Below are 22651 nucleotides of genomic sequence, written 5' to 3' on the forward strand. Positions count from 1 at the left end.
CTTGCCCGCGATGGCAATCTCGAGGACGCCATCGCGGGCAAGCCTTGGTCCTACGGGGTTATGTGTTAACCATTGAGAACTGTGCGCACCATCCGGGTCAGCGCCTCCGGCCCATATGGCTTGCTGAGCAGATGTGTATCCGGGCTCAGTTGGTGATTGCGCGAGATGATGTCGCGGGTATGCCCCGAGGTGAACAGCACCGCCACCGGAGGTTCCTGCACTTTGGCCCAGGCCGCCAGGTCCGAACTTTTGATCAGACCGGGCATGACCACGTCGGTAAAAATGATGTCCACCGCCACGCCTTCCAGCAACATCTGCATGGCCGTGTCGCCGTTGCTGGCGGTCAGCACCTGGTAGCCCTCTTCGCGCAGCAACTCCACCGCCGCAACACGCACCGCATCGTTGTCCTCGACCACCAGAACGGTTTCATGTCCGCCCCGCTGCTGCTGCGCCTGAAGCGGTGTTTCATTGGGCAACGGCCGCAGGCTGCGCGGGAAATACAGCTGCACTCGCGTGCCTTCGCCGGTCACACTGGAGATCTCGATATGCCCGCCGCTCTGCTTGACGAAACCGAACACCATGCTCAAGCCAAGACCGGTGCCCTGGCCGTCGGCCTTGGTGGTGAAAAACGGTTCGAATGCCTGCGCCAATACCTCTGGCGCCATACCGGCGCCCGCGTCGGTCACCGTCACGCGCAGGTAGTCACCGGCAACGATGCCCTTGCCCGCGCAGAACCGCTGGTCCAGGACGATGTTCTCGGCGCTCAGGCCGATGGTGCCCTCACCCTTCATGGCGTCGCGGGCATTGATCGCCAGATTGAGGATGGCGTTTTCCAGTTGATTGCGGTCCACATGCAGGCGCCAGGCATCGTCGACCACGACCACATTGATCTGGATGGTTTCCCCCAGCGCCCGTTGCAACAACTCCCCCAGGCCATCGAAGATCTGCCGTGGTTCGCAGACGGCCGGCGACAATGGCTGACGTCGAGCGAACGCGAGCAGTTGCGAAGACAGTTTGGCCCCGCGCTCGACCGCCGCAATCGAGGCACTGACCCGGCGCTGCACGTTGGCGTTGTCCGGTTCGTGGCGGGCCAGTAAATGCAGGTTGCCGGCAATCACTTGCAGCAGGTTGTTGAAGTCATGGGCCACGCCGCCGGTGAGGCCGCCGATCGCTTCAAGCTTCTGTGCCTGGCGCAATTGCTCCTCCGCCGCCAGCCGTGCACCGACTTCATCGGCCACCTGTTGCTCCAGGTTGCGGGTGAACTTGAGCAAGGATTCTTCAGCGGTCTTGCGTTCGTGGATGTCGATCAACACCCCGGGAAAACGAAACGCCTTGCCCTGTGCATTGAACTCGCAACAGCCGCTGGCCAGCACCCACAAATAGCTGCCATCGGGGCGCAGCACTCGGTATTCGGCGTTGTAAGGCGCCCCGGTTTGCACGGCTTGGTCGACCTGTTCCTGAACCCAGCTGCGGTCGTCAGGGTGAATCCGTGATTCGGCGATGCTCGATGGCAGGTCGGCCAGGCTGTGCTCCGGGGGATAGGAGAATGTGCGGGCGAAACGCTCGTCCCCGGACAACACGTTGGCCTCCATGTCCCAGACGAACGAGCCGATCAAGGCCCCCGCATTGAGCGCCAGGCGCACCCGTTCGTTGTCGGCCCGATAGGCGTCCTCGGCTTCCTGGCGCCGGCGTTCGGAAATGACATGCGCGGTGGTCTCGACCACCATCGCCATGACGCCAGAAGGACGCCCGTCATCGTCGGCGACCGGGCTGTAATAGAGGTCCAGCCAGACGTCCTCGGGAACACCATCGCGCAACAACACCAAGGCTTTATTGCGATAGGACAAGGTGCCGCCCGCCAGGCAGGTATCCACCACGTGGCGGTTAAAGTCAGCGACTTCCGGCCACCCGAGTTCCACCGGCGAACCCAGCAGGTAAGGATGGCGGCCACCGGCGAAGACCGAGTAGGCGTCGTTGTAAATCATGTAACCCGCCCGCCCCCAGAGCATCACCATCGGCAAGGGTGAAGCGAGCATCAGTTGCACGGCACTGCTCAGGCTTCGTGGCCAGCTATCGATATTTCCAAGCTCGGTCAGGCTCCAGTCGAACGCGCGAATGCGTCCGGCCATTTCGCCATTCCAGCCGGCACATCCGTGGCTATCCGATAGAAACTGCATTGACTGACTCTGTGTCCTGTAATGGCATCCGTTTGTTTCGAGCACTGCGGATGCCAATGGTTTCATAGAGGTATAGCTGATTCTCGCTTTCCGCTGTGGGAGCCGTCTTGAAGATGCAGGCGGGGCATGTAGGAGTTGCCGCAGGTTGCGATGATCGTTCCCACGCTCTGCGTGGGAATGCAGCCCAGGACGCTCCGCGTCCCAGTGGAACGCAGAGCGTCCCTTGAGGCATTCCCACGCAGAGCGTGGGAACGATCAATCACGGGATGTCGAGATCAGTCAGTGCCGTATTTCGGCGAACGTGGTCCGTACAGCAAGCCTGCCGGGTGCCCGGCCGACAGCAACCGATTGCTGGCGATACCGGCAATCGGGTAACCGGCGTCGGTGGAGCTGTTGATGATCTGCTTCACCGCCGCGGTAATCAGCATGCCGATCAAATTGCCACCGCCGTTGTTGCCGCCCTCTTCGCTCGACGCACGCGCCGCGCCGGTCCACAGGGTGGTGCCGGTTTTCAGGTCCACCAGTTTGGCGGTGGCCGTGACGGCCGTTTCGCTGCTGATCACCATATAACGAGTACCGTACTCGGTCACCGTGATGTACAGCGCCGCGTCGGCACCGAAAATATCCCGCAGCTTGTCGGCCGGTGCCTGGTGAATATCCGCCGGCGTGGTCAGGCCATTCTGGCGAAACGTTTCGTCAACCAGGGCGATCGGCAGCACGTAGTAACCGGCTTCAGCCAACGGAAAAGTCACCTGGGACAGCATCGCGTAGGACGCCTTGACGTCCGGGGAGTCGTTCAGTGGCGGCAGCACCAGGATGGTTTTCGGGCGGGCTTGCTTGTACGCCGAATAGTCCACGGTTTTGGGGCTGACACAACCGCCGAGGACGGCCAATGCCAGCAAGCCGGCCATCAGCTTCAATGCGCGCGGGATCATTTGGCGTCTCCGGTTTTAGCGTTCTTGAGCAGAAAATCCATGTATTGCCCGGACTCGGGGAACAGCGTCTTCTCGGTTCGGAACTGCTGAACCATCTGATCGTCCTTGCCCATGCTCAGGTACAACAGACCCAGATGGGCGTGGTAACCCGGTGGCGGCGTCTTGCCGGTCGAGGCGATTTTCTGCAGATCGCGCTCCAGGGCTTCGGCCTGTGCTTCCTTGGGCGTTTCGCCCTTGAAGTACTCATAGACTTCCGGCTGATAGCTTTCCCACTGGTACAGGGTTTTCGGGCCGCCGTTGCAACCCGTCAGCAGCGCGCTGCCCGACAGGGCCAATGCCATCAGTGGCCACGCTAGAAATTTGTTCATGCGCCTATCGCTCCTTGATCAGTTGCCCGGTTTCCATGCACCGGAATTCATGCCGTCCACCAAGCGATTGATCGCCTCGCGCATGGCCAGGTCGAGCACTTTGCCGTTAAGGGTCGAGTCGTAGGCCGCAGTGCCGCCGAAACCGATAATTTCACGGTTGGACAACGCGTATTCACCGGCGCCCTGGGTCGAATAGACGACTTCCGAGGTACTGATGTTGACGATGTTCAGGTTGACCTTGGCGTAGGCCACTTGGGTCTTGCCGCGACCGAGAATGCCGAACAGTTGATGATCGCCGGTTTCCTTGCGGCCGAACTCAGTGACATCGCCAGTCACCACAAAGTCAGCACCCTTGAGGCGCTGGGCCTGGCCCTTGATCGACGCTTCCTGCTGGATCTCACCCATGTTGTCGCGGTCCAGCACGCTGAAGCGGTTGGTCTGCTGCAAGTGCGTGATCAGAATGGTCTTGGCCTGACCGCCGAGGCGATCCACGCCATCGGAGAAAATCCCGCGCATGTAGCTCGAACGGTTATCGAACTTGCCCACCGCCATCGGTACACGAACACCGGCCCAAGCCTGGGTGGCGCTTTCGACTTTCTCTACCGGCAATGCCCGGGAGCTTTCGGTCGCACACCCGCCGATCCCGCCCAGAACAGCAATCGCCGCCCCTGATACCAACATCCGAGAGATCATTCTCACTGTGCATTCCTTCTGAAAAGCTGTTGATCCCGGCACAGCAATGGCCAACCGCTGCGGGTTGCAGCGATGAAACAGCGATGGGGATTGAAATCGATAATCGACGTGCGAGACGTCGGCGGCGAGCATTATGCCAAAGTGCCATCATCCGTGACAGTGTTTAAATAATTTGGCGCCAGATCGTTGACCTCCTACTGATCGTTCCCACGCTCTGCGTGGGAATGCAGCCCGGGACGCTCCGCGTCCCATTGGAACGCGGAGCGTCCCTTGAGGCATTCCCACGCGGAGCGTGGGAACGATCAGCGATCAGATCGAGGTCAACGGAAATCCCGGCTGCGCACGCTGATGCCGTCGAGCAAGAAACTCAAATCGCTCAAGCGCCCGGCAATCAGGTGCCGCACCTCGCCTTCCCGTTCCCAACGCCCATCGACCTTGAGCAACTGCGAGCCCACCAACACCTGGCGCTGGCGTTCGGCCAAATCGCGCCAGACCACCACGTTGACGTTGCCGAACTCGTCTTCGAGAGTGACAAAGGTCACGCCACTGGCGGTGCCCGGTCGTTGGCGTCCGGTCACCAGCCCGGCGACGCTGACGGGCCGGCCATGCTCGACGTCGAGCAATTCCTTCGAACTGCGGCAACGCCGGGCCTTCAATTCTGCGCGCAATAACGCCAGCGGATGCGGGCCAAGGGTGGTGCCAACCGATGCGTAATCGGCCTGCAAGTCTTCACCCACCGTTGGTTTTGGCAAAGACACCTCAGGCTCTTCCTGACGCGGCAACCCGGCGAACAACCCGAGCTGCTTCTGCACCCCCGCCACTTCCCAGCGCGCCCGATGGCGATCGCCGGCCAATCCGCGCAAGGCCCCGGCATCGGCCAGTTGTTCCTGGGCGCGGGCGTCGAGTTGCGCCCGTTCGCCCAGGTCGGCGATGTCGGCAAACGCGCCCCGCGACCGGGCGGCTTCGATGCGCCGGGCATCACCCTCGCGAAAGCCTTTGATCATCCGCAGGCCCATGCGGATCGCCGGTTGCGCGCCGCTGATCGGTTCCAGGCTGCAATCCCAGTCGCTGGCGCGCACGTCCACCGGGCGAATCTGCAAATGATGCCGCCGCGCGTCCTGCAGAATCTGATCCGGGCTGTAGAAGCCCATGGGCCAGCTGTTGATCAGCGCACAGGCGAAGGCCGCCGGTTCGTGGCATTTGAGCCAGCAACTGGCGTAAGTCAGCAAGGCGAAACTGGCGGCGTGGGATTCGGGGAAGCCGTAGCTACCGAAGCCCTTGATCTGCTCGAAGATCTGCGCGGCAAATTCTGCCGTGTAGCCGTTTTTCTTCATCCCGGCGGCGAGGCGATCCTTGTGCGGTTCCAGCCCGCCGTGGCGTTTCCAGGCGGCCATGGAACGGCGCAGTTGATCAGCCTCGCCGGGGCTGTAATCGGCGGCGACGATGGCGATCTGCATGACTTGTTCCTGGAACAGCGGCACGCCCAGGGTGCGCTTGAGCACGGCTTTCAGTTCCGGGGACGGATAGACCTCGGGTTCTTCCTTGTTTCGACGACGCAGGTACGGATGCACCATGCCGCCCTGGATCGGCCCCGGGCGGACAATCGCCACCTCAATCACCAGGTCGTAGAAGTTCACCGGTTTGAGTCGGGGCAGCATCGACATTTGCGCCCGGGACTCGATCTGGAACACGCCAATGGTGTCGGCACGACCGATCATTTCATAGGTGGGTTTGTCTTCGGACGGAATGGTCGCCAGGCTCAGGTCAAGGTTTCGGTGGCGGCGCAGCAGATCGAAACAGCGGCGAATCGCGCTGAGCATGCCCAGCGCGAGGATATCGACCTTGAGCAGCCCGACCGCGTCGAGGTCGTCCTTGTCCCACTGGATGATCGTGCGCTCGGCCATCGCCGCGTTTTCCACCGGCACCAGACTGTCCAATGGCTGCTCGGAAATCACAAAACCGCCGGGGTGCTGGGACAGGTGCCGGGGGAAACCGATCAATTGCCCGGTCAGGCTCAGGACCCGGTGCAGCACCGGGCTCTCGGGGTCGAAGCCGCCTTCCAGCAGGCGTTCGACGGGGGGGGTCTTGTCACTCCAGTGGCCACAGCAATCGGCCAGCGCGTTGACCTGATCCGGCGGCAATCCCAACGCCTTGGCCACATCGCGCACTGCGCCGGCCGCATGGTAAGTGCTGACCACGGCGGTCAGTGCGGCACGGGTCCGGCCATAACGCTGGAACACGTACTGCAAGACTTCCTCGCGGCGCTCGTGCTCGAAGTCCACGTCAATGTCCGGCGGCTCGTTGCGCTCCTTCGAGAGAAAACGTTCGAACAGTAGCGTGGTGCGATCCGGATCGATTTCGGTAATCCCCAAGGCATAACACACCGCCGAGTTGGCCGCCGAACCCCGGCCCTGACAGAGGATTTTTTGCTCGCGGGCAAACCGCACAATGTCGTGAACCGTCAGGAAATAACTTTCGTAGCCCAGTTCGGCGATCAGTTCCAGTTCCTTGTCGATCTGCGTCAGCACCTTGGCTTGCGGTGCTTGGGGCCAGCGCCATTGAATGCCTTTTTCGGTCAGTTCACGCAGCCAGGACGTGGCCGTTTGCCCCTCCGGCACCAACTCCCGGGGATATTGATAGCGCAACTGGCCAAGATCGAAGGTGCAACGCCGGGCGATGACCAACGTTTCATCGAGCAACGTTTGCGGGTAGATCGATTGCAGTGCATCGAGGCCGCGCAAATGCCGCTCGCCATTGGGATGCAAGCGCAACCCGGCGGCGGCCACCGGCAGGTGATGACGGATCGCGGTCATGGTGTCCTGCAAGGCACGCCGGCCACGGGCGTGCATGTGCACATCGCCGCTGGCTACTGCCGGGATTCGCAGTTCCCTGGCCAACAGCAACAGGTCGTTCAGTCGTCGGCTGTCGTCTTGCCCACAATGCAACTGGACCGCCAGCCACAGGCGTTCGGCGAAGACCTGATTGAGCCAGTGACCTTGTTCAAAATCATCGACCGCGTCCGGCACCCACAACGCCAACAGCCCTGGCAGCGGTTCACTGAAGTCCTCGCGCAGCACCTGATACTGACCCTTTTGCGTACGCCGTCGGGCACGGGTGATCAGCCGGCACAGCGCCTGATAGCCTTCAAGGTTTTCCACCAGCAGCACCAGTTTCGGTCCGTCCTCGATGCGTATTTCGCTGCCGATGATCAGCGGCAGCTCAACAGACTTGGCCGCTTGCCAGGCACGGACGATGCCGGCCAGGGTGCATTCATCGGTGATCGCCAGGGCCTGATAGCCCTGTTGTTTGGCCCGTTGAAACAACTCCAGCGCGCTGGAAGCCCCACGCTGGAAACTGAAGTTCGACAGGCAATGCAGTTCGGCATAGTCAATGCTCATGCGAACCAGCCTTGCAGCCACAAAGGACCGCCCTCGCCCACCACGCGATAGGCCCAGCCTTGCTGACCGGCGCGAGTCTGGATCAAGTAATAATCCCGGCGCACATCGGCACCGTCCCACCAACCGGACTCGATGCGTTCCGGCCCCATGAGGATGCGCGCCGAACCTTCGTGCACCGCCAGTGCTTCGGTCAGCAGCCAGCCCGGCCGTTGCACCCTCGGCAGCCCGCCGCAGAATTGGCTGTCGGCACGGGTCTGCCACGCACACTCGGGTCGGTGATCGGCCTGGAAACGCAAACCCTGCACCGCCTCATCCCCCAGCCGTGCCCGCAGGCGTTCGCGCAACTGCTCCCAAGGCAAGGACTGCTGCGGGCGGTCGTCGAACAATTCCTGGCGCTGGGGCACGAAGCTCGGCAGGTCTTCGGCGCGCAGGCGAAAACCGCGCACCGGAGCCGCGACCTGCACCTGCTCCAACCGGCCTCGGGCCAGTTCGAAAAGCATTGCCGGATCACGCTCGGCGCTGAGCAGGCCGACCTTGATCACGCTGTCCGGTAACCCGGCGTGTTCCAGGTGCAGGTCGAAACGCTGCACGCCGCTGTCCCGGCCGCAGAGGAACGCCGACAGATCGCCAGTCAATCGGCGTAGTGGAAACAGCAGCGCCTGATGGGATTGCACATCAAAGTTGAGCTCGATGCGCACATCGAAGCGGTCCGGCGGCAGGTAGAACGCCAGGGCCAGGTGCCGTAAACCGAGCAAGGCGTCCAGATGCTTGAGCACCTGAGCCTCGAAGCGCCGGGCCAGGGTATGTCGCGGCAGCGCTTGCACCTGGCTCAGGGTGCGCAGGCCCATGCGCGATAACGCCGTGGCCACCGTGGGTTCCAGGGCAATGCGGTCGACCGGTAACTGTCCCAAGTGATAACGCAGGGCCTGATCGTCCGGCACCACCAGTCCGTCATAAACGTTGGCCAGCACCCGCGCCGCCACCGGGTTGGGCGCGGCGACAATCCGATGGCGAAAACCCAGCGCGGTGAGTTCGCTGCGCAACCGCGCTTCCAGCTGCGGCCAGGCGCCGAACAGCCCCAGGCTCGATTCAATTTCAAACACCACGGCGCGCGGGTAATGCACGCTGACCTGGGAGCTGAAGCCATAGGCCCAGGCCGCAAGGAACTGCTGCCAGTGTTCGATCTCGGCGGCGTCGTACTCAGCCGTGACAAAACCTTTACTCAGGGCCTGGGCGGCCGTCATGGACTGGCCGGGGCGCAAGCCGAGCGCCCGGGCCGAAGCGTTGACCGCTTGCAGCACCCGGCGCTGGGCCGGACCGGTCAGCAGCGCCAACGGCTCATCGGGGTCGGGGCGCTGACGCAGTACCGCGTCCAGCGCCAATTGCGGGAACAGAATGCAGACCCAGCGCATGGCAACCTCAATGTCCCATGGCAAAGGCAATCGGCGCCGTGCGCGCCAACCCGCCCCGGCACTTCAAGACCCGCAACTGTGCAGGCTTGGCGTCGATGGCAATGCGCAGCGCGGCCGGCGAAGGGTTGACCGCTTCGGCCATCGAGCGATAGGCAAACGCCAGGGTCGAGCCGGTTTCCGCCGCCACCTGCAAGCGCCGCAACGCCCGGTCATCAGCCTTGTGCGGCCAACACAGCACTGCGCCGCAACTGCCCGAACGCAGGCATTGTTCCGCCGCCCACAAGGCATCGCGTTCGCTGGCCTGGATGATCGACAACTGGCGCAGATCAACCCCGGCGTTCTGCCAGGCCTGGGGATACGGCACGTACGGCGGCGCTATCAATACGATGCGTTCACCCGCTGCCGACAGCCGCGCCAGCGCCGGCCACACCAATTGCAACTCGCCGACGCCCTGCCCGGCCAGGAGGATTTCGGTCAACGCCGCTTCCGGCCAGCCCCCGGTCGGCAATGCCGCATCCAGCGCGGCATGCCCGGTGGGTTGCGGGCTGGCGGCCGGTGGCGCAGGCCGGCCCTTCCAGACCTGGCCGCCATTGAACAGCGTATCCAACGCAACGACGGCGCCCATCACCCTTGCCTCACCAGACCGCAGAACACCCCTTCGATGGCCAAGTCCTGATCGGCTTCGACGATGATCGGTTTATAGGCCGGGTTGCGCGGCAACAGCCGCACCGTATCGCCGACCCGCTCGAAACGCTTGATGGTGACTTCGCCGTCGAGCCGAGCCACCACGATCTGGCCGTTAAGCGCCTCGGGGTTGCGGTGCACGCCCACCAGGTCGCCGTCGAGAATGCCGTCCTCGATCATCGAGTCGCCCTGGACCCGCAGCATATAGTCCGGCACCCGGGAGAAGATCGACGGGTCGAACAGCAAACGGCTGTGCACCTCGGCATCCGCACCAATCGGCGCCCCCGCCGCCACCCGACCGAGCACAGGGATGTCCAGCAACTCGGGCCGCGCCGGTTGCCCGAGCAAACGAATGCCCCGGGCCTGATGCGGGTTGACCTCGATAAAACCGGCGTCGGTGAGCGCCAGCACATGCTTGCGCGCCACGCTGCGGGAGGCAAAACCAAAGGCCTCGCTGATTTCAGCGAGGCTCGGGGACTGGCCGTGCTCCGCGATTCGATCACGGATAAAGGTCAGGATGGCGGTACGGCGGGGAGTGAGAGTCGTCATGGAGTACATTTGTACTCTTTTGGCTTTTTCCTGACAAGCCCCCGTAGCAGCTGTCGAGCAGCGCGAGGCAGCGTTCGGCGGCGAAGCCGTCGTGAAATCAGACACGCGGTGTTTCAGGTAAACCTCGCGTGTAGGTTTGCGACGGCTTCGCCGCCGAACGCTGCCTCGCGCTGCTCGACAGCTGCTACAAGGGGACCAGGTCAGTGACGAGCGCAGTCATCACCCAAGCCACGGGCCGCCAAAAATTCTGCGATGTAATCGATAAACGCCACGACCTTGGCCGTCGCCCGCCGATGGCTCGGGTACACCGCCAGAATGTGCGCGCCAAAGCTGTCCGGATCGATGTCGTAATCGGCCATCAGCCGCACCAGCCGCCCGTCGGCGATGTATGGCGCAGCGCTCCATAACGGCGTGTGCAGCAAGCCACGCCCGGCCAAAGCATTGGCCAACAGCAGGTCATAGTTGTCGCTACGCAAGCGTGGCGACTGGGGTTGCGGCAGGCTCAAACGCTGGCCGTCGCGCTCGGCCCACCAGAATTCACGGCTGAGCAACGGATGGCGATACAGCAGCCATTCATGTTCATCGAGGGTTTGCGGCGTCACCGGCACGCCCTTGCGCGCCAGATAGGCCGGGCTGCCGCACAGCGCCAGGCGATTGCTGCCGACCACCCGGGCGATCAGCCCCGGCAAGTCGTCATGGCCCTCGCGCAGGGCCAGGTCGTAGCCACTTTCCAGCAGATTGACGAACTCGTCGCACAAATCCACTTGCAGGTTGATCTGCGGGTATTGCTCAAGAAAACCGCCGCACACCTGATCCAGAAAGGCTTGCCCATACGCCAGCGGCGCAGTGATTTTCAGGCTGCCACGCAAACCATGCTGCATCTGCTCGACTTCCTCGCCAGCCTCCTCCAGGCGCTGCAACACCTGACGCGCGGTTTCCAGATAGAGCCGCCCCACTTCCGTCAGCAGAATCCGCCGGGTGCTGCGCTCAAACAACCGGGCGCCAAGCTCGGCTTCGAGGTGATTGACCGCTTTGGTCAGGGCCGACGGGGTCTTGCCCAGTTGCTCGGCGGCGCGGCTGAAACTGCCCAGTTGCGCGGTGACCACGAACATTTTCAATGCACCCAACTTGTCCATGCTTTTTCCATTCAGGCAAAAACGTTTTTCGTGAGGGAGGCGTTCTGCTGAAGCCAAGCAGCCACTAATCTGGCCATCAGACGCAATAACAAGGAAACATTCAATGAAAAGATTCATCCCGAATCTATTGATGGCCGCTGTTAGTTTTGCCTCGATGGAAGCCATGGCCGCCACCGATCTGGTGTTGCTCAATGGCAAGATTTTCACCGCCGACCGCGCCCAACCGAAGGTGCAGGCCCTGGCGGTAGAAAACGGCAAGGTGCTGAAAGTCGGTACGGATGCGCAGATCAAGGCGTTGATCGAGTCAGGCACCAAGGTGATCGACCTCGGCGGCAAAACCCTGATGCCCGGCCTGATCGACAGCCATTCCCACGCGGTTTTCGGCGGCCTGGAAATGGTCTCGGCGAATATGGAAGACGAGGTGGTCAGCCTCGACGAACTGGAAAAACGCCTGCGCGGCTGGCGCGACGATGGCAAGGCCAAACATGGTGATGTGTTGAGCGTGGCCGGCATGAGTTCGGCGTATTGGGCGCAAGCCGAAGCGTTTGGTAAAAAATTCAACAGTGGCGAGTGGGCCAAGGTGCCCGTGGTATTCACCGGCAGCGACCATCACACCGCCTGGGCCAACAACGTGATGCTGGAACGCGCGGGCATTGATGCCGCGCTGCTGAAAGCCCTGCCCGACGCCGAGAAAGACACGATCGGCAAACGCGCCGATGGCAGCCCCAACGGGTTCCTGGTGGACGCCGGTTGGGACCGGGTCGCCTCGAAAATGCCGGTGCCGAGCGCCGCCGAGATGCTCAAAGCCGCGCAATCGGCGATGCGCTACAACAACAGCCTCGGCATCACCGCGTGGATGGACCCCGCCGCCAACGCCGCGCCCGGCGAGCCGGTATTCGCGCTCAAGCCCACCGAGAAAACCGTCGGCGTGCTGCCGGCCTACAAAGCGCTGTCCGAGACCGGCGCCATGAGCGTCCACGTCGCCGCGCTGCTGGTGGCCAATCCGAAAAGCGTGCCGGCCGATCTCGACGTCCTGGACAAAGTCCGCCAGCAATTCCAGGGCATTCCCAACCTGACGTTGCCGGGGATCAAGATCTTCGCCGACGGCGTCATCGAATACCCGGCCCAGAGCGCGGCGATGATTGACCCGTACAGCAACTCGCATAAACAGGGCGAGTTACTGATCGATCCCAAGCATTTCGGTGAACTGGTCAGTGCCATCGACCAGCGCGGCTGGCTGGTGCATATCCACGCCATCGGCGACCGTGCTGTGCGCGAATCACTGAACGGCATCGCGCAGGCACGCAAGGATCGCCAGAGCGGCGTGACCCACTCGATCACGCACCTGCAAATGGTCAACCCGAAAGAGTTTGCGCGGTTCAAACCGCTGAATGTGATCGCCTCGATGCAACTGCTGTGGGCCACCGCCGACGATTACACCCTGGACATGATCAAGCCCTACGTCAGCGCCCTGGCCTTCCGTTATCAATACCCGGCGCACTCGCTGCTCAAACAGGGCGCGACCATTGCCGGGGCCAGTGACTGGCCGGTGTCCACGCCCAATCCGTTTAATGCCATGGCTCAAGCAATCACGCGTAAAGGCCCCTTGGGCGTGTTGAACGCCGATGAACGCCTGGACCGCGAAACGCTGTTCTACGCCTACACCCTCAACGCGGCGCGGACCATCGGACTGGAGAAGCAGATCGGTTCGCTGACCGCTGGCAAACAGGCCGATTTCATCGTGCTGGATCGCGATGTGTTCACGGTCGATAACAAAGCCCTGCACGACACCCAAGTGCTGCAAACCTGGTTCGCCGGTCGCGAAGTCTACGCCCCCACCCTCTAAGAAAACCCTTGCTGCCCGCCCCTGCGCTTGTCGCCGGGGTATGGCGCAGCCTTGCCCAAAACCTGCCCAAAACAATCAAAACAAAGGCATCGACCCATGAAAGCTTTCACCCTGTTCGCCCTCCGCTCTTTAAGTTTGTTGCCGTTGAGCATGCTGCCCTTGAGCAGCCAGGCCATCCCCTTGAATGACGACTTCAACCTGCTGGTGGACCTGACGCTGGCCAGCGATTACCGCACCCGCGGCATCTCGCAAACCCAGAACGATCCCGCCGTGCAGGCCGGTGTCACCCTGGCCCACAGCAGCGGTTTGTACGCGGGTGCATGGAGTTCGAATGTCGATTTCGGCGCAGGCCTGAAAACCCGCCAGGAAATCGATTACTACGCCGGTTGGTTCTGGCAGGCGACCGATGCCATCAGTCTGGACCTCGGCTATCTGAAATACGCCTACCCCAAAGAAGGCCAGTTCAATCAGAGCGAGACCTACGGCATTCTCAGCGTTTATGGGGTGAAGCTGGCCGCCTATTACTCGGCGGACGCGCCGGGTATCGACAGCAAGCAGAGCTCGCTCTACAGCTACATTGGCTACGAAACCGAATTGCCCTACGGCTTGGGTCTGAAGCTGCGCTACGGCGAAATGGACTTCAAGGACCCGCATCTGTACGCCTCGAACGGCCACGCTGAAGACGCGTACCACGAATGGGAAGTGAAGCTGACCCATGAACTGGCCGGGGTGTTGCTGGGGGTCAGCTACATCGATACCGACCTGTCGCAAAGCCAATGCACCAGCAATTGGGGGTTTGGTGATGTGTGCACGGCTACGGTAGTGGCGAGCATCAGCAAATCCTTCTGACCCCCCGCACATTCAATGTAGGAGCTGCCGAAAGCTGCGATCTTTTGATCTTGTCTTTAAAAAGCAAAGTCAAAAGATCGCAGGCTTCGCCAGCTCCTACAGCGTTCCGGTCAGTTCTGCCAGGTAAGGCCAGGGGTAAATGCCGCGTTCGTGGCCGTCGCTGAAGATCAGTTGCAGGCCGTAGCCTTGGCTATTCAACTCGACCACACGGATGCGCGAATCCACCTTCACCGTCAGCCCTTGCAGCCGAAACGCGCGGCATTGCGAGCATGGGCACTGGCGGCGCAACTCGGCGTGATCGAGTAACTGCTCGCGCCCGTCCGGCCAGTTCAGCCGCAGTTGCTGTTTGCTCTGGGAATTACCCACCGCCAGCGGGTTCATTGCAGTTGACTCAGGGCGATGCGCACCGCTTTGCGCACTTCCGGGTCGCCGTCGTCTTGCGCGGCTTGCAGGGCGGCAACCGCGCCTTGATCATTCAATTCGCCGAGGGCCAAGGCTGCTTCCTTGCGCAGGTTGCTGATGCGGTGACCAAGGGTTTCGATCAGCGCTTCCAGGGCCGGGGCGTACCGCAAGCGGCCGAGGCTACGGGTGGCGCGCAGGCGCACTTGCCAGTAATCGTCGCTCAAGGCTTCGACCAGTGCCGGGCCTGCATCAACGTGGCCGACCTTGCCCAGCGTGGTCGCGGCTTCTTCGCGCACTTGCCAGGCATGGTCCTGCAAGGCATGACGCAGGGCCGGCAGGACTTGAATGTCCGACGCCAGGCCGAGCGCACCGGTGGCAGCACGGCGCACTTCGGTGTCCGGGTCGTCGCTGGCCAGTCGGGCCAACGCGGGCAACGCATCCAGTTGCTTGAGCCAGCCCAGTACGCCAACGGCTTCGCGGCGCACGCTGGCGTCTTGATCGTTCAATGCGTTTAAAGCAGCACCGGCAGCATCGGGGAAACGCAATTCGCGCAGAGCCCTGAACGCCGCGACCCGCACGCTGATATCGGCATGCCCGGTCCACGGCAAAATCACCCGGCCCGCCGCCTCGCTCTTAAGCAGGCTGAGGCTTTGCGCGGCGGCCGATTGCACGACCAAGGATGGATCGGTCAGCGCCTGGCATAACGCCGAGACGACCGGCTCATCCTCCCACGCTTCCAGCAACCGCGCCGCTTCGGCACGAACCTCTTCAGTCGGGTCTTCAGCCAGGCGATTGACCAGCCAAAGCAAGCCCTCCGGCTCTTCGAGATCAGCCAGTTCGATCAGCGCAATGCGGCGCACGCCGGGGTCGTCATCGGTCAGGCGCGGTTGCAGGGCGAGGATGTCGTCGTTTTCGGTTGCATCAAATAATGAGGTCATAGGGCAAATCGCGGCAGTTTGTTTTCTGGGGGAAGTCCGAGGGGGTTCAAGCGTGGCAGCTGCCGACCGTCCTCGTGACGCAGGAGCTCAAGGCAGTGACGCTTCAAGCAGGAAAACTCGTGGCTGGTCACCAGTTCCGTGGTGCGTGGCCGGGGGAAATCAAGGCGCAGGTCTTCGATGATTCGACCGGGGCGTGAACTCATCACCAGCAGGCGATCGGCGAGAAACAGCGCTTCATCGATGTCATGGGTGACAAACACCACGGTGGTACGAATCCGCGTCCAGATGTCCAGCAGCAGTTCCTGCATGTTCAGCCGGGTGAGCGCGTCGAGGGCACCGAAGGGTTCGTCCATCAGCAACAGCCGTGGGCGATTGATCAGCACCCGGGCGATCTCGACCCGTTGCTGCATACCGCCGGAGAGCTGATCCGGCCAGCGATTGGCAAAGCCTTCCAACCCCACCAAAGCGAGGATTTCATCGGCGGCTTTGTGGCGTTCAGTCTTGCCGATGCCGCGCATTTTCAGGCCGAACGCAACGTTGTCGCGCACGGTTCGCCAAGGGAACAGCGTGTGATGCTGGAACACCATGCCGCGCTGCGGTGATGGGCCTGAGATCGGCGCGCCATCGACATTCAAGGTGCCGATGCGCGGTTGCAGATGCCCGGCCAACGCCCCGAGCAAGGTGGATTTGCCACAACCGGACGGTCCGAGAATGCACACGAATTGCCCTGGCTCGATCTGGCACTCCAAACCCTGGACGGCTTCGAACGCCGCGCTGCCCTCGCCCAGGCTGATCGACAAATCGCGGATATCGATACGCCCTTCCGGGTGTTGAAAAACGCTCATCAGGCTTTTCCTCGTGGTCGATGCCAAGGCGTGAACAACCCGCCCAGGCGTTTGATCAGCAGGCTGCTGCCCATCCCGAGCACGCCGATCAGCAACATGCCAACAACGATGTCGGCGTAGTTCTGGATGGTGTAGGACTCCCAGGTGTAATAGCCGATGCCGTATTGGCCGGAGATCATTTCCGCGGTCACCAGGCAGAACCACGAAGTGCCCATGCCGATGGCCAGGCCGGTGATGATGCTCGGCGCGGCGCCCGGCAGGATCACTTCCAGCAAAATGGCGCGGCGCCCTGCCCCGAGGCTGCGGGCCGAGGCGATCAAGCGTGGATCGACGCCTTCAACGCCGTGGATGGTGTTGAGCAGGATCGGGAACAGCGCGCCGGTAAACGTGATGAAGACCATCGACAATTCAGAGGACGGGAACATCAGGATCGCCAGCGGAATCCAGGCCACCGCCGGGATCGGTCTTAAGACTTCCAGAGGCGGCAGCAACAAGTCCTCGGCCCATTTCGAGCGGCCGATGGCCAGGCCCAGGGCGATGCCGATGACCAGCGCCGCAAGGTAACCAGCGAAGACCCGGCTAAGGCTGCTGCTCAGGTGCTGGGCGAGTTTGCCGGAGTCGCCGAGGCCCAGCGCGGCCTGGATGACCGCCACTGGCGTCGGCACGTTGGCAAAGGTCACCAGGCCGAGGTTCCAGTGACCACTCGCCGCGAGTTGCCAGAACAATAGGCAGAGCAGCAATGAGGCGGCTCTGGGGATCCATCGTGCAAACATATAGCACCTCTGATCGTTCCCACGCTCTGCGTGGGAATGCATCCCGTGACGCTCTGCGTCACATTCAAGAACGGAACGCGGAGCGTCCCTGGCGGCATTCCCACGCGGAGCGTGGGAACGATCTAACGGCCGGGATCGGTCGGAGGACTTCCAGAGGCGGCAGCAGCAAGTCCTCGGCCCATTTCGAACGGCCGATGGCCAGGCCCAAAGCGATGCCGATGACCAGCGCCGCAAGGTAACCAGCGAAGACCCGGCTAAGGCTGCTGCCCAGGTGCTGGGCGAGTTTGCCGGAGTCGCCGAGGCCCAGCGCGGCCTGGATGACCGCCACTGGCGTCGGCACGTTGGCAAAGGTCACCAGGCCGAGGTTCCAGTGACCACTCGCCGCGAGTTGCCAGAACAATAGGCAGAGCAGCAATGAGGCGGCTCTGGGGATCCATCGTGCAAACATATAGCACCTCTGATCGTTCCCACGCTCTGCGTGGGAACGATCTAACGGCCGGGATCGGTCGGAGGACTTCCAGAGGCGGCAGCAACAAGTCCTCGGCCCATTTCGAGCGGCCGATGGCCAGGCCCAGGGCGATGCCGATGACCAGCGCCGCAAGGTAACCAGCGAAGACCCGGCTAAGGCTGCTGCCCAGGTGCTGGGCGAGTTTGCCGGAGTCGCCGAGGCCCAGCGCGGCCTGGATGACCGCCACTGGCGTCGGCACGTTGGCAAAGGTCACCAGGCCGAGGTTCCAGTGACCACTCGCCGCGAGTTGCCAGAACAATAGGCAGAGCAGCAATGAGGCGGCTCTGGGGATCCATCGTGCAAACATATAGCACCTCTGATCGTTCCCACGCTCTGCGTGGGAACGATCTAACGGCCGGGATCGGTCGGAGGACTTCCAGAGGCGGCAGCAACAAGTCCTCGGCCCATTTCGAGCGGCCGATGGCCAGGCCCAGGGCGATGCCGATGACCAGCGCCGCAAGGTAACCAGCGAAGACCCGGCTAAGGCTGCTGCCCAGGTGCTGGGCGAGTTTGCCGGAGTCGCCGAGGCCCAGCGCGGCCTGGATGACCGCCACTGGCGTCGGCACGTTGGCAAAGGTCACCAGGCCGAGGTTCCAGTGACCACTCGCCGCGAGTTGCCAGAACAATAGGCAGAGCAGCAATGAGGCGGCTCTGGGGATCCATCGTGCAAACATATAGCACCTCTGATCGTTCCCACGCTCTGCGTGGGAATGCATCCCGTGACGCTCTGCGTCACATTCAAGAACGGAACGCGGAGCGTCCCTGGCGGCATTCCCACGCGGAGCGTGGGAACGATCTGACTCAGCGGGTGGCCACGGCCTGGGTGGTGGCGTCGGTGAAGTCGAGGACTTTGCCGCCCTGGGCCGTGGCGAATTGTTGGGCCTGGCCTTTGAGCAGGAAGGCGCTGAGGCGGCCTTTCGCGTCACTGGCAAACCACGCTTGATCCGCCAGCAACTTGATCCCGCTGTCACTCGCCTGGGCATACACCGCGCGGATGTTTTTGCCTTCGGCTTTCAAGCTGGCCAGCGCGGTGAACGCCGATTCCGCCGAGGCGTACTGCCGGACTTTCGGTTCACCGCGCACCCAAATTTCCGCCACATGGCTGAAATCGATGATGGCTTTGCCACTCGCCGCATCCACAGCCTTGAGCGGGGTCTGCGCGTAGTTGGCCAGTTGCGCGGTGTAGTCCAGGTTCGACGCCTTGAACGCAGCGCGGATGTACTGGTCGTCGATGAAGGTATTGAGGTCCAGCCCGCGATCAGCCTTCTTCAACAACTTGAGGGTATCGATGGCCGTGCCGACCGCTTGGCGATATTCCGGCTTCCAGCTCAGGTCGCGGGTCTGTACGCCCAGCGGACCATGGAACAGGTAATTGACCTCGGCATCGACCCCGGTGACCTTGGCGATCAACTCGCTGTATTTCTCCGGTTCTGCCGCCAGCAGTTGATTGGCTTCAATGCTGGCTCGCAGGTAAGCGACGACGATTTCCGGGTACTTTTTCGCATAAGCCTGATCCACCAAAGCGCCATGGAAAGTCGGTGCATTGGCCTGGGCACCGTCATAAATCTTGCGAGCAAAACCACGGCTCGGGAACAGTTCAGCAAACGGCACGAAATCAGCGTGGGCATCGATCTTCCCGGCCTGCAACGCCGAACCGGCGACTTCCGGCGGTTGGGCGATGATGTTCACGTCTTTCAGCGGGTCCCATCCCTGGGCGGCCACAGCACGCAGCAGCATGCCGTGAGCGGTGGAAGCAAACGGCACGGAAATGGTCTTGCCCTTGAGCTCCGCCAACGACTGCACGCCGGACGCGCTCGGCACCACAATGCCGTTGCCGCTGCCCTTGATACTGCCTGACAGCACGCTGATAAACAGACTGTGCTTGCCGGCGGTTTCGAACGCCACACCGTTGAACGCGCCGGGGAAATCGGCCATGGCCCCAAAGTCGAGTTTGCCGGCGACCATCTCATTGGTCAGCGGCGCGCCGCTGGTGAAGTTCTTCCACTCCACCTCGTATTTGGCGTCTTTATATTGGCCGTCGTGGGGCAGGTATTTGTCGAGCAAGCCGAGTTCACGGATCAACAGACCGCCAGCGGCGCAGTTGATGGTGGTGTCCTGGGTGCCGATGGCAATGCGGATGGTTTCAGCCGAGGCGGACAAGGTGAATGAGGCCAGAACCAGACCGGCGAATGCTGCACGCAATAACATGAGTATTTCCCCTCGAATCATTTATAGGATGTTCGTCTCCGCCACGATCAGGGCGCGGTGGGAAACGAGGGGTGTTTGAATCAGGCGTCCGGTGTTGCCGGATGGCTTTAACGCAAGCGGTGTTCAACGCAACAGATAAGGAATCTCGACCTTCACCGCCCCGGTCGGGCAGTCCTTTTCACACGGCATGCAATACCAGCATTCATCGAACGCCATGTAGGCCTTTTGCGTGGCCGGGTTGATCGCCAGCAGGTCCATCGGGCAGACGTCGACGCACACGGTGCAGCCTTTGTGGGCGATGCAAAGGTCCTCGTCGACCGTCACTGGTGCGTTGGAGCGGAAGAAGATTTCCTGGGGTTGATAGGCCATGGTTCGGGCTCTCTTGGTTTAGGCGTCAGGCCGCAAACGCGCCGACCCGCAGGCGGTCGTAGGCCTGCATTTCTTCGGCATCGAGCGGGATGATGTAAGGCTCGACGGCTTTCTTGAAACTGGTCATCTGGCCGTCGTCGCCCTTCTTCAGGTGGCAATGGCAGAACCAGTCGCTGTCGTTGCGTTGCGGGTGGTCGACCCGGTAGTGGTAAAGCCCCCAGCGACTTTCGGCACGGAACAACGAAGCCCGGGCGGCCATTTCGGCGCAGTCGCGGATCATGCTGACTTCCATGGCGCGCATCAGCTCGTGAGGGTTGTGGGCCTTGATCTGATCGAGGTCACGCTGGATATCGCTGAAACGCTGCAGGCCGATTTGCATCTTCTTGGTCACTTTCGGCGGTTGCAGGTAGTCGTTCACGAAGCGTCGCAGTTTGTATTCGACTTGCGCGGGCGGCAGGCCGTGTTCGCGGTCCAGGGGTGCGTAGACCCGTTGTTTTTCCGTTTCGACCTGCTGGGCATTGACGGCTGAAAACTCGCGCCCGGCGACAAAATCCGCCGCGTTGGTGCCGGCAAACCAGCCGTAGGTGAAGGCGCCGAGCATGTAGTTATGCGGCACCGCGGCCATGTCGCCCGCCGAGTACAAACCCTTGACCGACGTCTCGGCCCGCTCGTTGACCCACACCCCCGACGCCGAATGCCCGCTGCAAAATCCGATCTCGGAGATGTGCATTTCGACCATTTGCGTGCGGTAGTCCGTGCCGCGATTGGCGTGAAACTGACCACGACTCGGGCGTTCGTTGCTGTGCAGGATCTCTTCGATGTTCTGGATGGTTTCCTCGGCCAGGTGATCGAGTTTGAGGAACACCGGGCCGTTGCCGCTTTCGAGTTCCTGGTGGAACTCCCACATCATCTGGCCGCTCCAGTAATCGCACTCGATAAAGCGTTCGCCCTTGTTGTTGGCGGTGTAGCCGCCCAATGGGCCGGTGACGTAGGCGCAGGCCGGGCCGTTGTAATCCTTGATCAGCGGGTTGATCTGGAAGCATTCGAGGTTCGCCAGTTCGGCCCCGGCGTGATAGGCCATGGCGTAGCCGTCGCCAGCGTTGGTCGGGTTTTCGTAGGTGCCCATCAAATAGCCCGAGGACGGCAAGCCCAAGCGTCCGGCGGCGCCGCAGGCGAGGATCACGGCTTTGGCCTTGATCACATGGAAATCGGCGGTGCGGCAGTCAAAACCCATCAGGCCGTTGACCGCGCCCTCTTCGTCCGTCAGCAAACGCGTGCAAACGACGCGATTGGTGATGCTGACCCGCGCGCGTTTCAACTGGCGGTACAGCACTTTCTTGATGTCGTGCCCTTCCGGCATCGGCAGCACGTAGGCGCCCATGTGGTGGACCTTTTTCACCGCATAGTCGCCGGTTTCGTCCTTCTCGAACTTCACGCCCCAGCGGTCCAGTTGCTCGATAGTTTCGAAGCTGTGGGTGGCGTAGGCATACACCGCTGCCTGATTGACGATGCCGTCATTGGCGATGGTGATTTCCTTGGTGTACTGCTCCGGCGTCGAGTGCCCGGGAATGATCGCGTTGTTCAAGCCGTCCATGCCCATGCTGATCGCGCCGCTGCGCTTGACATTGGCCTTGTCGATCAACAACACACGCAGATCGCGGTTGCGTTCCTTGGCCTTGATCGCCGCCATCGGGCCAGCGGTGCCGCCGCCGATCACGACAATGTCGTATTCCTGCTCCAAAGTGTTTCGGGTCATGCCTGATCCCCTTTTTGCCGATCGATCCGCAAGCGGTACTGGAACGCATCGCCACGGTAGTAAAGGTGTTCGAAGTCCACAGGCTGGCCGCTGGCGTCGTGGGTCAGGCGTTCGATGCGCATGATCGGCGAGCCGGGTTCGACGTTCAGCGCCTGGGTCAGGTCGCTGTCAGCCAGCACCGCGTCGATGGCCAGGTCGGCGTGGCCGAGCGCGAGGCCGCAATCGTTTTCCAGGATCAGGAAGATGTCGCGGGTCACCAGGTCAGCCTTCTCCAGCCGCTCGCCGATGGCTTTGGGCAGGTAGGTGATTTCCAGCGAGATTGGCTCGCGGTTGATCAGCCGTACGCGTTTGATCTGCGCCACGGTTTCGCCTTCGGCCACCTGCAAACGCTCGGCGACCCGTTTGTCGGCGGCAATGAATTTGAAGCTGCGCAGGCGGTTGATCACCTCATAGCCGCGACCGGTCATGGACTCGGCCAGGCCTTGCAGGGTGCTGACGTTCTGGAAGGTTTTCGGCTTGGCGACGAAAGTGCCCTTGCCGTGGATCTTGAAGATCAGCCCTTCTTTCTGCAGATCCCCCAGGGCCTGGCGCACGGTGATGCGGCTGACTTTGAACAACGCGCCAAGTTCGCTTTCGGACGGCATCTGGCTGTCTTGCGGGTATTCGCCGTCGAGAATGCGGGCACGGAGTACGTCGCGGAGTTGGGTGTGCAGAGGAACACTGCTGAGGGAAAGAACGTTATCGGTCATCCGAGATCACTTGTTATAACGAGTTATGACGTGATCTTAGAGAACCGATGCGATGG

General features: G+C 62.1%; 19 protein-coding genes and 3 pseudogenes. 2 read left to right on the forward strand and 20 right to left on the reverse strand.

Annotated elements, in window-relative coordinates:
* Positions 1-65: 65 nt before the first annotated feature.
* The 9 genes from ACA071_RS17265 to ACA071_RS17305 form a co-directional block, all read right to left on the reverse strand.
* Positions 66-2177 carry a hybrid sensor histidine kinase/response regulator gene (locus tag ACA071_RS17265; protein WP_497640259.1) on the reverse strand — a complete coding sequence of 704 codons (2112 nt, stop codon included), beginning with the start codon at positions 2175-2177 and terminating at the stop codon, positions 66-68.
* Between the two features lie 275 nt (positions 2178-2452).
* Entirely contained in the window at positions 2453-3112 is a 660-nt protein-coding gene (locus ACA071_RS17270; RefSeq protein WP_497640260.1) for a DUF799 domain-containing protein, read from the reverse strand.
* Positions 3109-3453 carry a DUF4810 domain-containing protein gene (locus ACA071_RS17275; protein ID WP_427632432.1) on the reverse strand — a complete coding sequence of 115 codons (345 nt, stop codon included), beginning with the start codon at positions 3451-3453 and terminating at the stop codon, positions 3109-3111. The genes ACA071_RS17270 and ACA071_RS17275 overlap by 4 nt, the downstream gene beginning before the upstream one ends.
* Before the next feature lie 45 nt (positions 3454-3498).
* Positions 3499-4173 carry a CsgG/HfaB family protein gene (locus ACA071_RS17280; protein ID WP_497645331.1) on the reverse strand — a complete coding sequence of 225 codons (675 nt, stop codon included), beginning with the start codon at positions 4171-4173 and terminating at the stop codon, positions 3499-3501.
* Between the two features lie 320 nt (positions 4174-4493).
* Complete coding sequence (locus ACA071_RS17285; RefSeq protein ID WP_497640261.1) at positions 4494-7592, reverse strand: error-prone DNA polymerase; 3099 nt, start codon at positions 7590-7592, stop codon at positions 4494-4496.
* Positions 7568-8983 (reverse strand): Y-family DNA polymerase, encoded by a 1416-nt coding sequence (locus ACA071_RS17290; RefSeq protein WP_497640262.1) that lies wholly within the window; start codon positions 8981-8983, stop codon positions 7568-7570. Before ACA071_RS17290 ends, ACA071_RS17285 begins: the two co-directional genes overlap by 25 nt.
* A 7-nt stretch (positions 8984-8990) precedes the next feature.
* Entirely contained in the window at positions 8991-9608 is a 618-nt protein-coding gene (gene imuA, locus ACA071_RS17295) for a translesion DNA synthesis-associated protein ImuA (protein ID WP_497640263.1), read from the reverse strand.
* On the reverse strand, positions 9608-10225 hold the full coding sequence (gene lexA / locus ACA071_RS17300) for a transcriptional repressor LexA (protein ID WP_497640264.1): 618 nt from the start codon (positions 10223-10225) through the stop codon (positions 9608-9610). Before lexA ends, imuA begins: the two co-directional genes overlap by 1 nt.
* A gap of 191 nt (positions 10226-10416) precedes the next feature.
* A complete protein-coding gene (locus tag ACA071_RS17305) occupies positions 10417-11352 on the reverse strand; it encodes a LysR family transcriptional regulator (protein WP_497640265.1) in 936 nt (311 codons plus the stop codon).
* 103 nt (positions 11353-11455) lie between these two features.
* Here ACA071_RS17305 and ACA071_RS17310 point away from each other — a divergent pair, with 103 nt between their 5' ends.
* Both ACA071_RS17310 and ACA071_RS17315 read left to right on the forward strand, forming a co-directional pair.
* Positions 11456-13198 (forward strand): amidohydrolase, encoded by a 1743-nt coding sequence (locus ACA071_RS17310; protein WP_497640266.1) that lies wholly within the window; start codon positions 11456-11458, stop codon positions 13196-13198.
* 96 nt (positions 13199-13294) lie between these two features.
* Positions 13295-14047 carry a TorF family putative porin gene (locus tag ACA071_RS17315; protein WP_497640267.1) on the forward strand — a complete coding sequence of 251 codons (753 nt, stop codon included), beginning with the start codon at positions 13295-13297 and terminating at the stop codon, positions 14045-14047.
* 96 nt (positions 14048-14143) lie between these two features.
* Here the strand turns inward: ACA071_RS17315 and ACA071_RS17320 are convergent, their stop codons facing one another.
* The 11 genes and pseudogenes from ACA071_RS17320 to ACA071_RS17370 all read right to left on the reverse strand — a co-directional run bounded on the left by ACA071_RS17320 (position 14144) and on the right by ACA071_RS17370 (position 22595).
* Positions 14144-14428, reverse strand: coding sequence for a DUF971 domain-containing protein (locus ACA071_RS17320; RefSeq protein WP_497640268.1), 285 nt, complete (start codon positions 14426-14428; stop codon positions 14144-14146).
* Positions 14425-15387 carry a HEAT repeat domain-containing protein gene (locus tag ACA071_RS17325; RefSeq protein ID WP_497640269.1) on the reverse strand — a complete coding sequence of 321 codons (963 nt, stop codon included), beginning with the start codon at positions 15385-15387 and terminating at the stop codon, positions 14425-14427. Before ACA071_RS17325 ends, ACA071_RS17320 begins: the two co-directional genes overlap by 4 nt.
* Positions 15384-16232 (reverse strand): ABC transporter ATP-binding protein, encoded by an 849-nt coding sequence (locus ACA071_RS17330; protein WP_497640270.1) that lies wholly within the window; start codon positions 16230-16232, stop codon positions 15384-15386. Before ACA071_RS17330 ends, ACA071_RS17325 begins: the two co-directional genes overlap by 4 nt.
* Positions 16232-17005: an ABC transporter permease gene (locus ACA071_RS17335; RefSeq protein WP_497640271.1), complete on the reverse strand. Its 774-nt coding sequence runs from the start codon at positions 17003-17005 to the stop codon at positions 16232-16234. The genes ACA071_RS17330 and ACA071_RS17335 overlap by 1 nt, the downstream gene beginning before the upstream one ends.
* Positions 17006-17117: 112 nt before the next feature.
* Positions 17118-17453 (reverse strand): annotated as a pseudogene (locus ACA071_RS17340) (ABC transporter permease); the annotation flags it as partial.
* Positions 17454-17484: 31 nt separating this feature from the next.
* Positions 17485-17820 (reverse strand): annotated as a pseudogene (locus ACA071_RS17345) (ABC transporter permease); the annotation flags it as partial.
* Between the two features lie 31 nt (positions 17821-17851).
* Positions 17852-18187, reverse strand: a pseudogene (locus tag ACA071_RS17350) (ABC transporter permease); the annotation flags it as partial.
* Positions 18188-18314: 127 nt separating this feature from the next.
* On the reverse strand, positions 18315-19721 hold the full coding sequence (locus ACA071_RS17355) for an ABC transporter substrate-binding protein (RefSeq protein WP_497640272.1): 1407 nt from the start codon (positions 19719-19721) through the stop codon (positions 18315-18317).
* A gap of 123 nt (positions 19722-19844) precedes the next feature.
* Positions 19845-20090 carry a 4Fe-4S dicluster domain-containing protein gene (locus tag ACA071_RS17360; protein WP_007946457.1) on the reverse strand — a complete coding sequence of 82 codons (246 nt, stop codon included), beginning with the start codon at positions 20088-20090 and terminating at the stop codon, positions 19845-19847.
* A gap of 25 nt (positions 20091-20115) precedes the next feature.
* Positions 20116-21846, reverse strand: a complete 1731-nt coding sequence (locus ACA071_RS17365) for a fumarate reductase/succinate dehydrogenase flavoprotein subunit (protein WP_497640273.1) — start codon at positions 21844-21846, stop codon at positions 20116-20118.
* Positions 21843-22595: a GntR family transcriptional regulator gene (locus ACA071_RS17370; protein ID WP_497640274.1), complete on the reverse strand. Its 753-nt coding sequence runs from the start codon at positions 22593-22595 to the stop codon at positions 21843-21845. The genes ACA071_RS17365 and ACA071_RS17370 overlap by 4 nt, the downstream gene beginning before the upstream one ends.
* Between the last annotated feature and the right edge of the window lie 56 nt (positions 22596-22651).

The organism is Pseudomonas sp. LBUM1646, from assembly GCF_059716165.1.

Coding starts and splice junctions, on each gene's coding strand:
- ACA071_RS17365 (WP_497640273.1), bottom strand. CDS start 21,846: ATGACCCGAAACACTTTGGAGCAGGAATACGACATTGTCGTGATCGGC.
- ACA071_RS17265 (WP_497640259.1), bottom strand. CDS start 2,177: ATGCAGTTTCTATCGGATAGCCACGGATGTGCCGGCTGGAATGGCGAA.
- ACA071_RS17280 (WP_497645331.1), bottom strand. CDS start 4,173: ATGATCTCTCGGATGTTGGTATCAGGGGCGGCGATTGCTGTTCTGGGC.
- ACA071_RS17370 (WP_497640274.1), bottom strand. CDS start 22,595: ATGACCGATAACGTTCTTTCCCTCAGCAGTGTTCCTCTGCACACCCAA.
- ACA071_RS17290 (WP_497640262.1), bottom strand. CDS start 8,983: ATGCGCTGGGTCTGCATTCTGTTCCCGCAATTGGCGCTGGACGCGGTA.
- ACA071_RS17275 (WP_427632432.1), bottom strand. CDS start 3,453: ATGGCATTGGCCCTGTCGGGCAGCGCGCTGCTGACGGGTTGCAACGGC.
- ACA071_RS17360 (WP_007946457.1), bottom strand. CDS start 20,090: ATGGCCTATCAACCCCAGGAAATCTTCTTCCGCTCCAACGCACCAGTG.
- ACA071_RS17320 (WP_497640268.1), bottom strand. CDS start 14,428: ATGAACCCGCTGGCGGTGGGTAATTCCCAGAGCAAACAGCAACTGCGG.
- lexA (WP_497640264.1), bottom strand. CDS start 10,225: ATGTACTCCATGACGACTCTCACTCCCCGCCGTACCGCCATCCTGACC.
- ACA071_RS17270 (WP_497640260.1), bottom strand. CDS start 3,112: ATGATCCCGCGCGCATTGAAGCTGATGGCCGGCTTGCTGGCATTGGCC.
- ACA071_RS17335 (WP_497640271.1), bottom strand. CDS start 17,005: ATGTTTGCACGATGGATCCCCAGAGCCGCCTCATTGCTGCTCTGCCTA.
- imuA (WP_497640263.1), bottom strand. CDS start 9,608: ATGGGCGCCGTCGTTGCGTTGGATACGCTGTTCAATGGCGGCCAGGTC.
- ACA071_RS17305 (WP_497640265.1), bottom strand. CDS start 11,352: ATGGACAAGTTGGGTGCATTGAAAATGTTCGTGGTCACCGCGCAACTG.
- ACA071_RS17355 (WP_497640272.1), bottom strand. CDS start 19,721: ATGTTATTGCGTGCAGCATTCGCCGGTCTGGTTCTGGCCTCATTCACC.
- ACA071_RS17315 (WP_497640267.1), top strand. CDS start 13,295: ATGAAAGCTTTCACCCTGTTCGCCCTCCGCTCTTTAAGTTTGTTGCCG.
- ACA071_RS17330 (WP_497640270.1), bottom strand. CDS start 16,232: ATGAGCGTTTTTCAACACCCGGAAGGGCGTATCGATATCCGCGATTTG.
- ACA071_RS17310 (WP_497640266.1), top strand. CDS start 11,456: ATGAAAAGATTCATCCCGAATCTATTGATGGCCGCTGTTAGTTTTGCC.
- ACA071_RS17325 (WP_497640269.1), bottom strand. CDS start 15,387: ATGACCTCATTATTTGATGCAACCGAAAACGACGACATCCTCGCCCTG.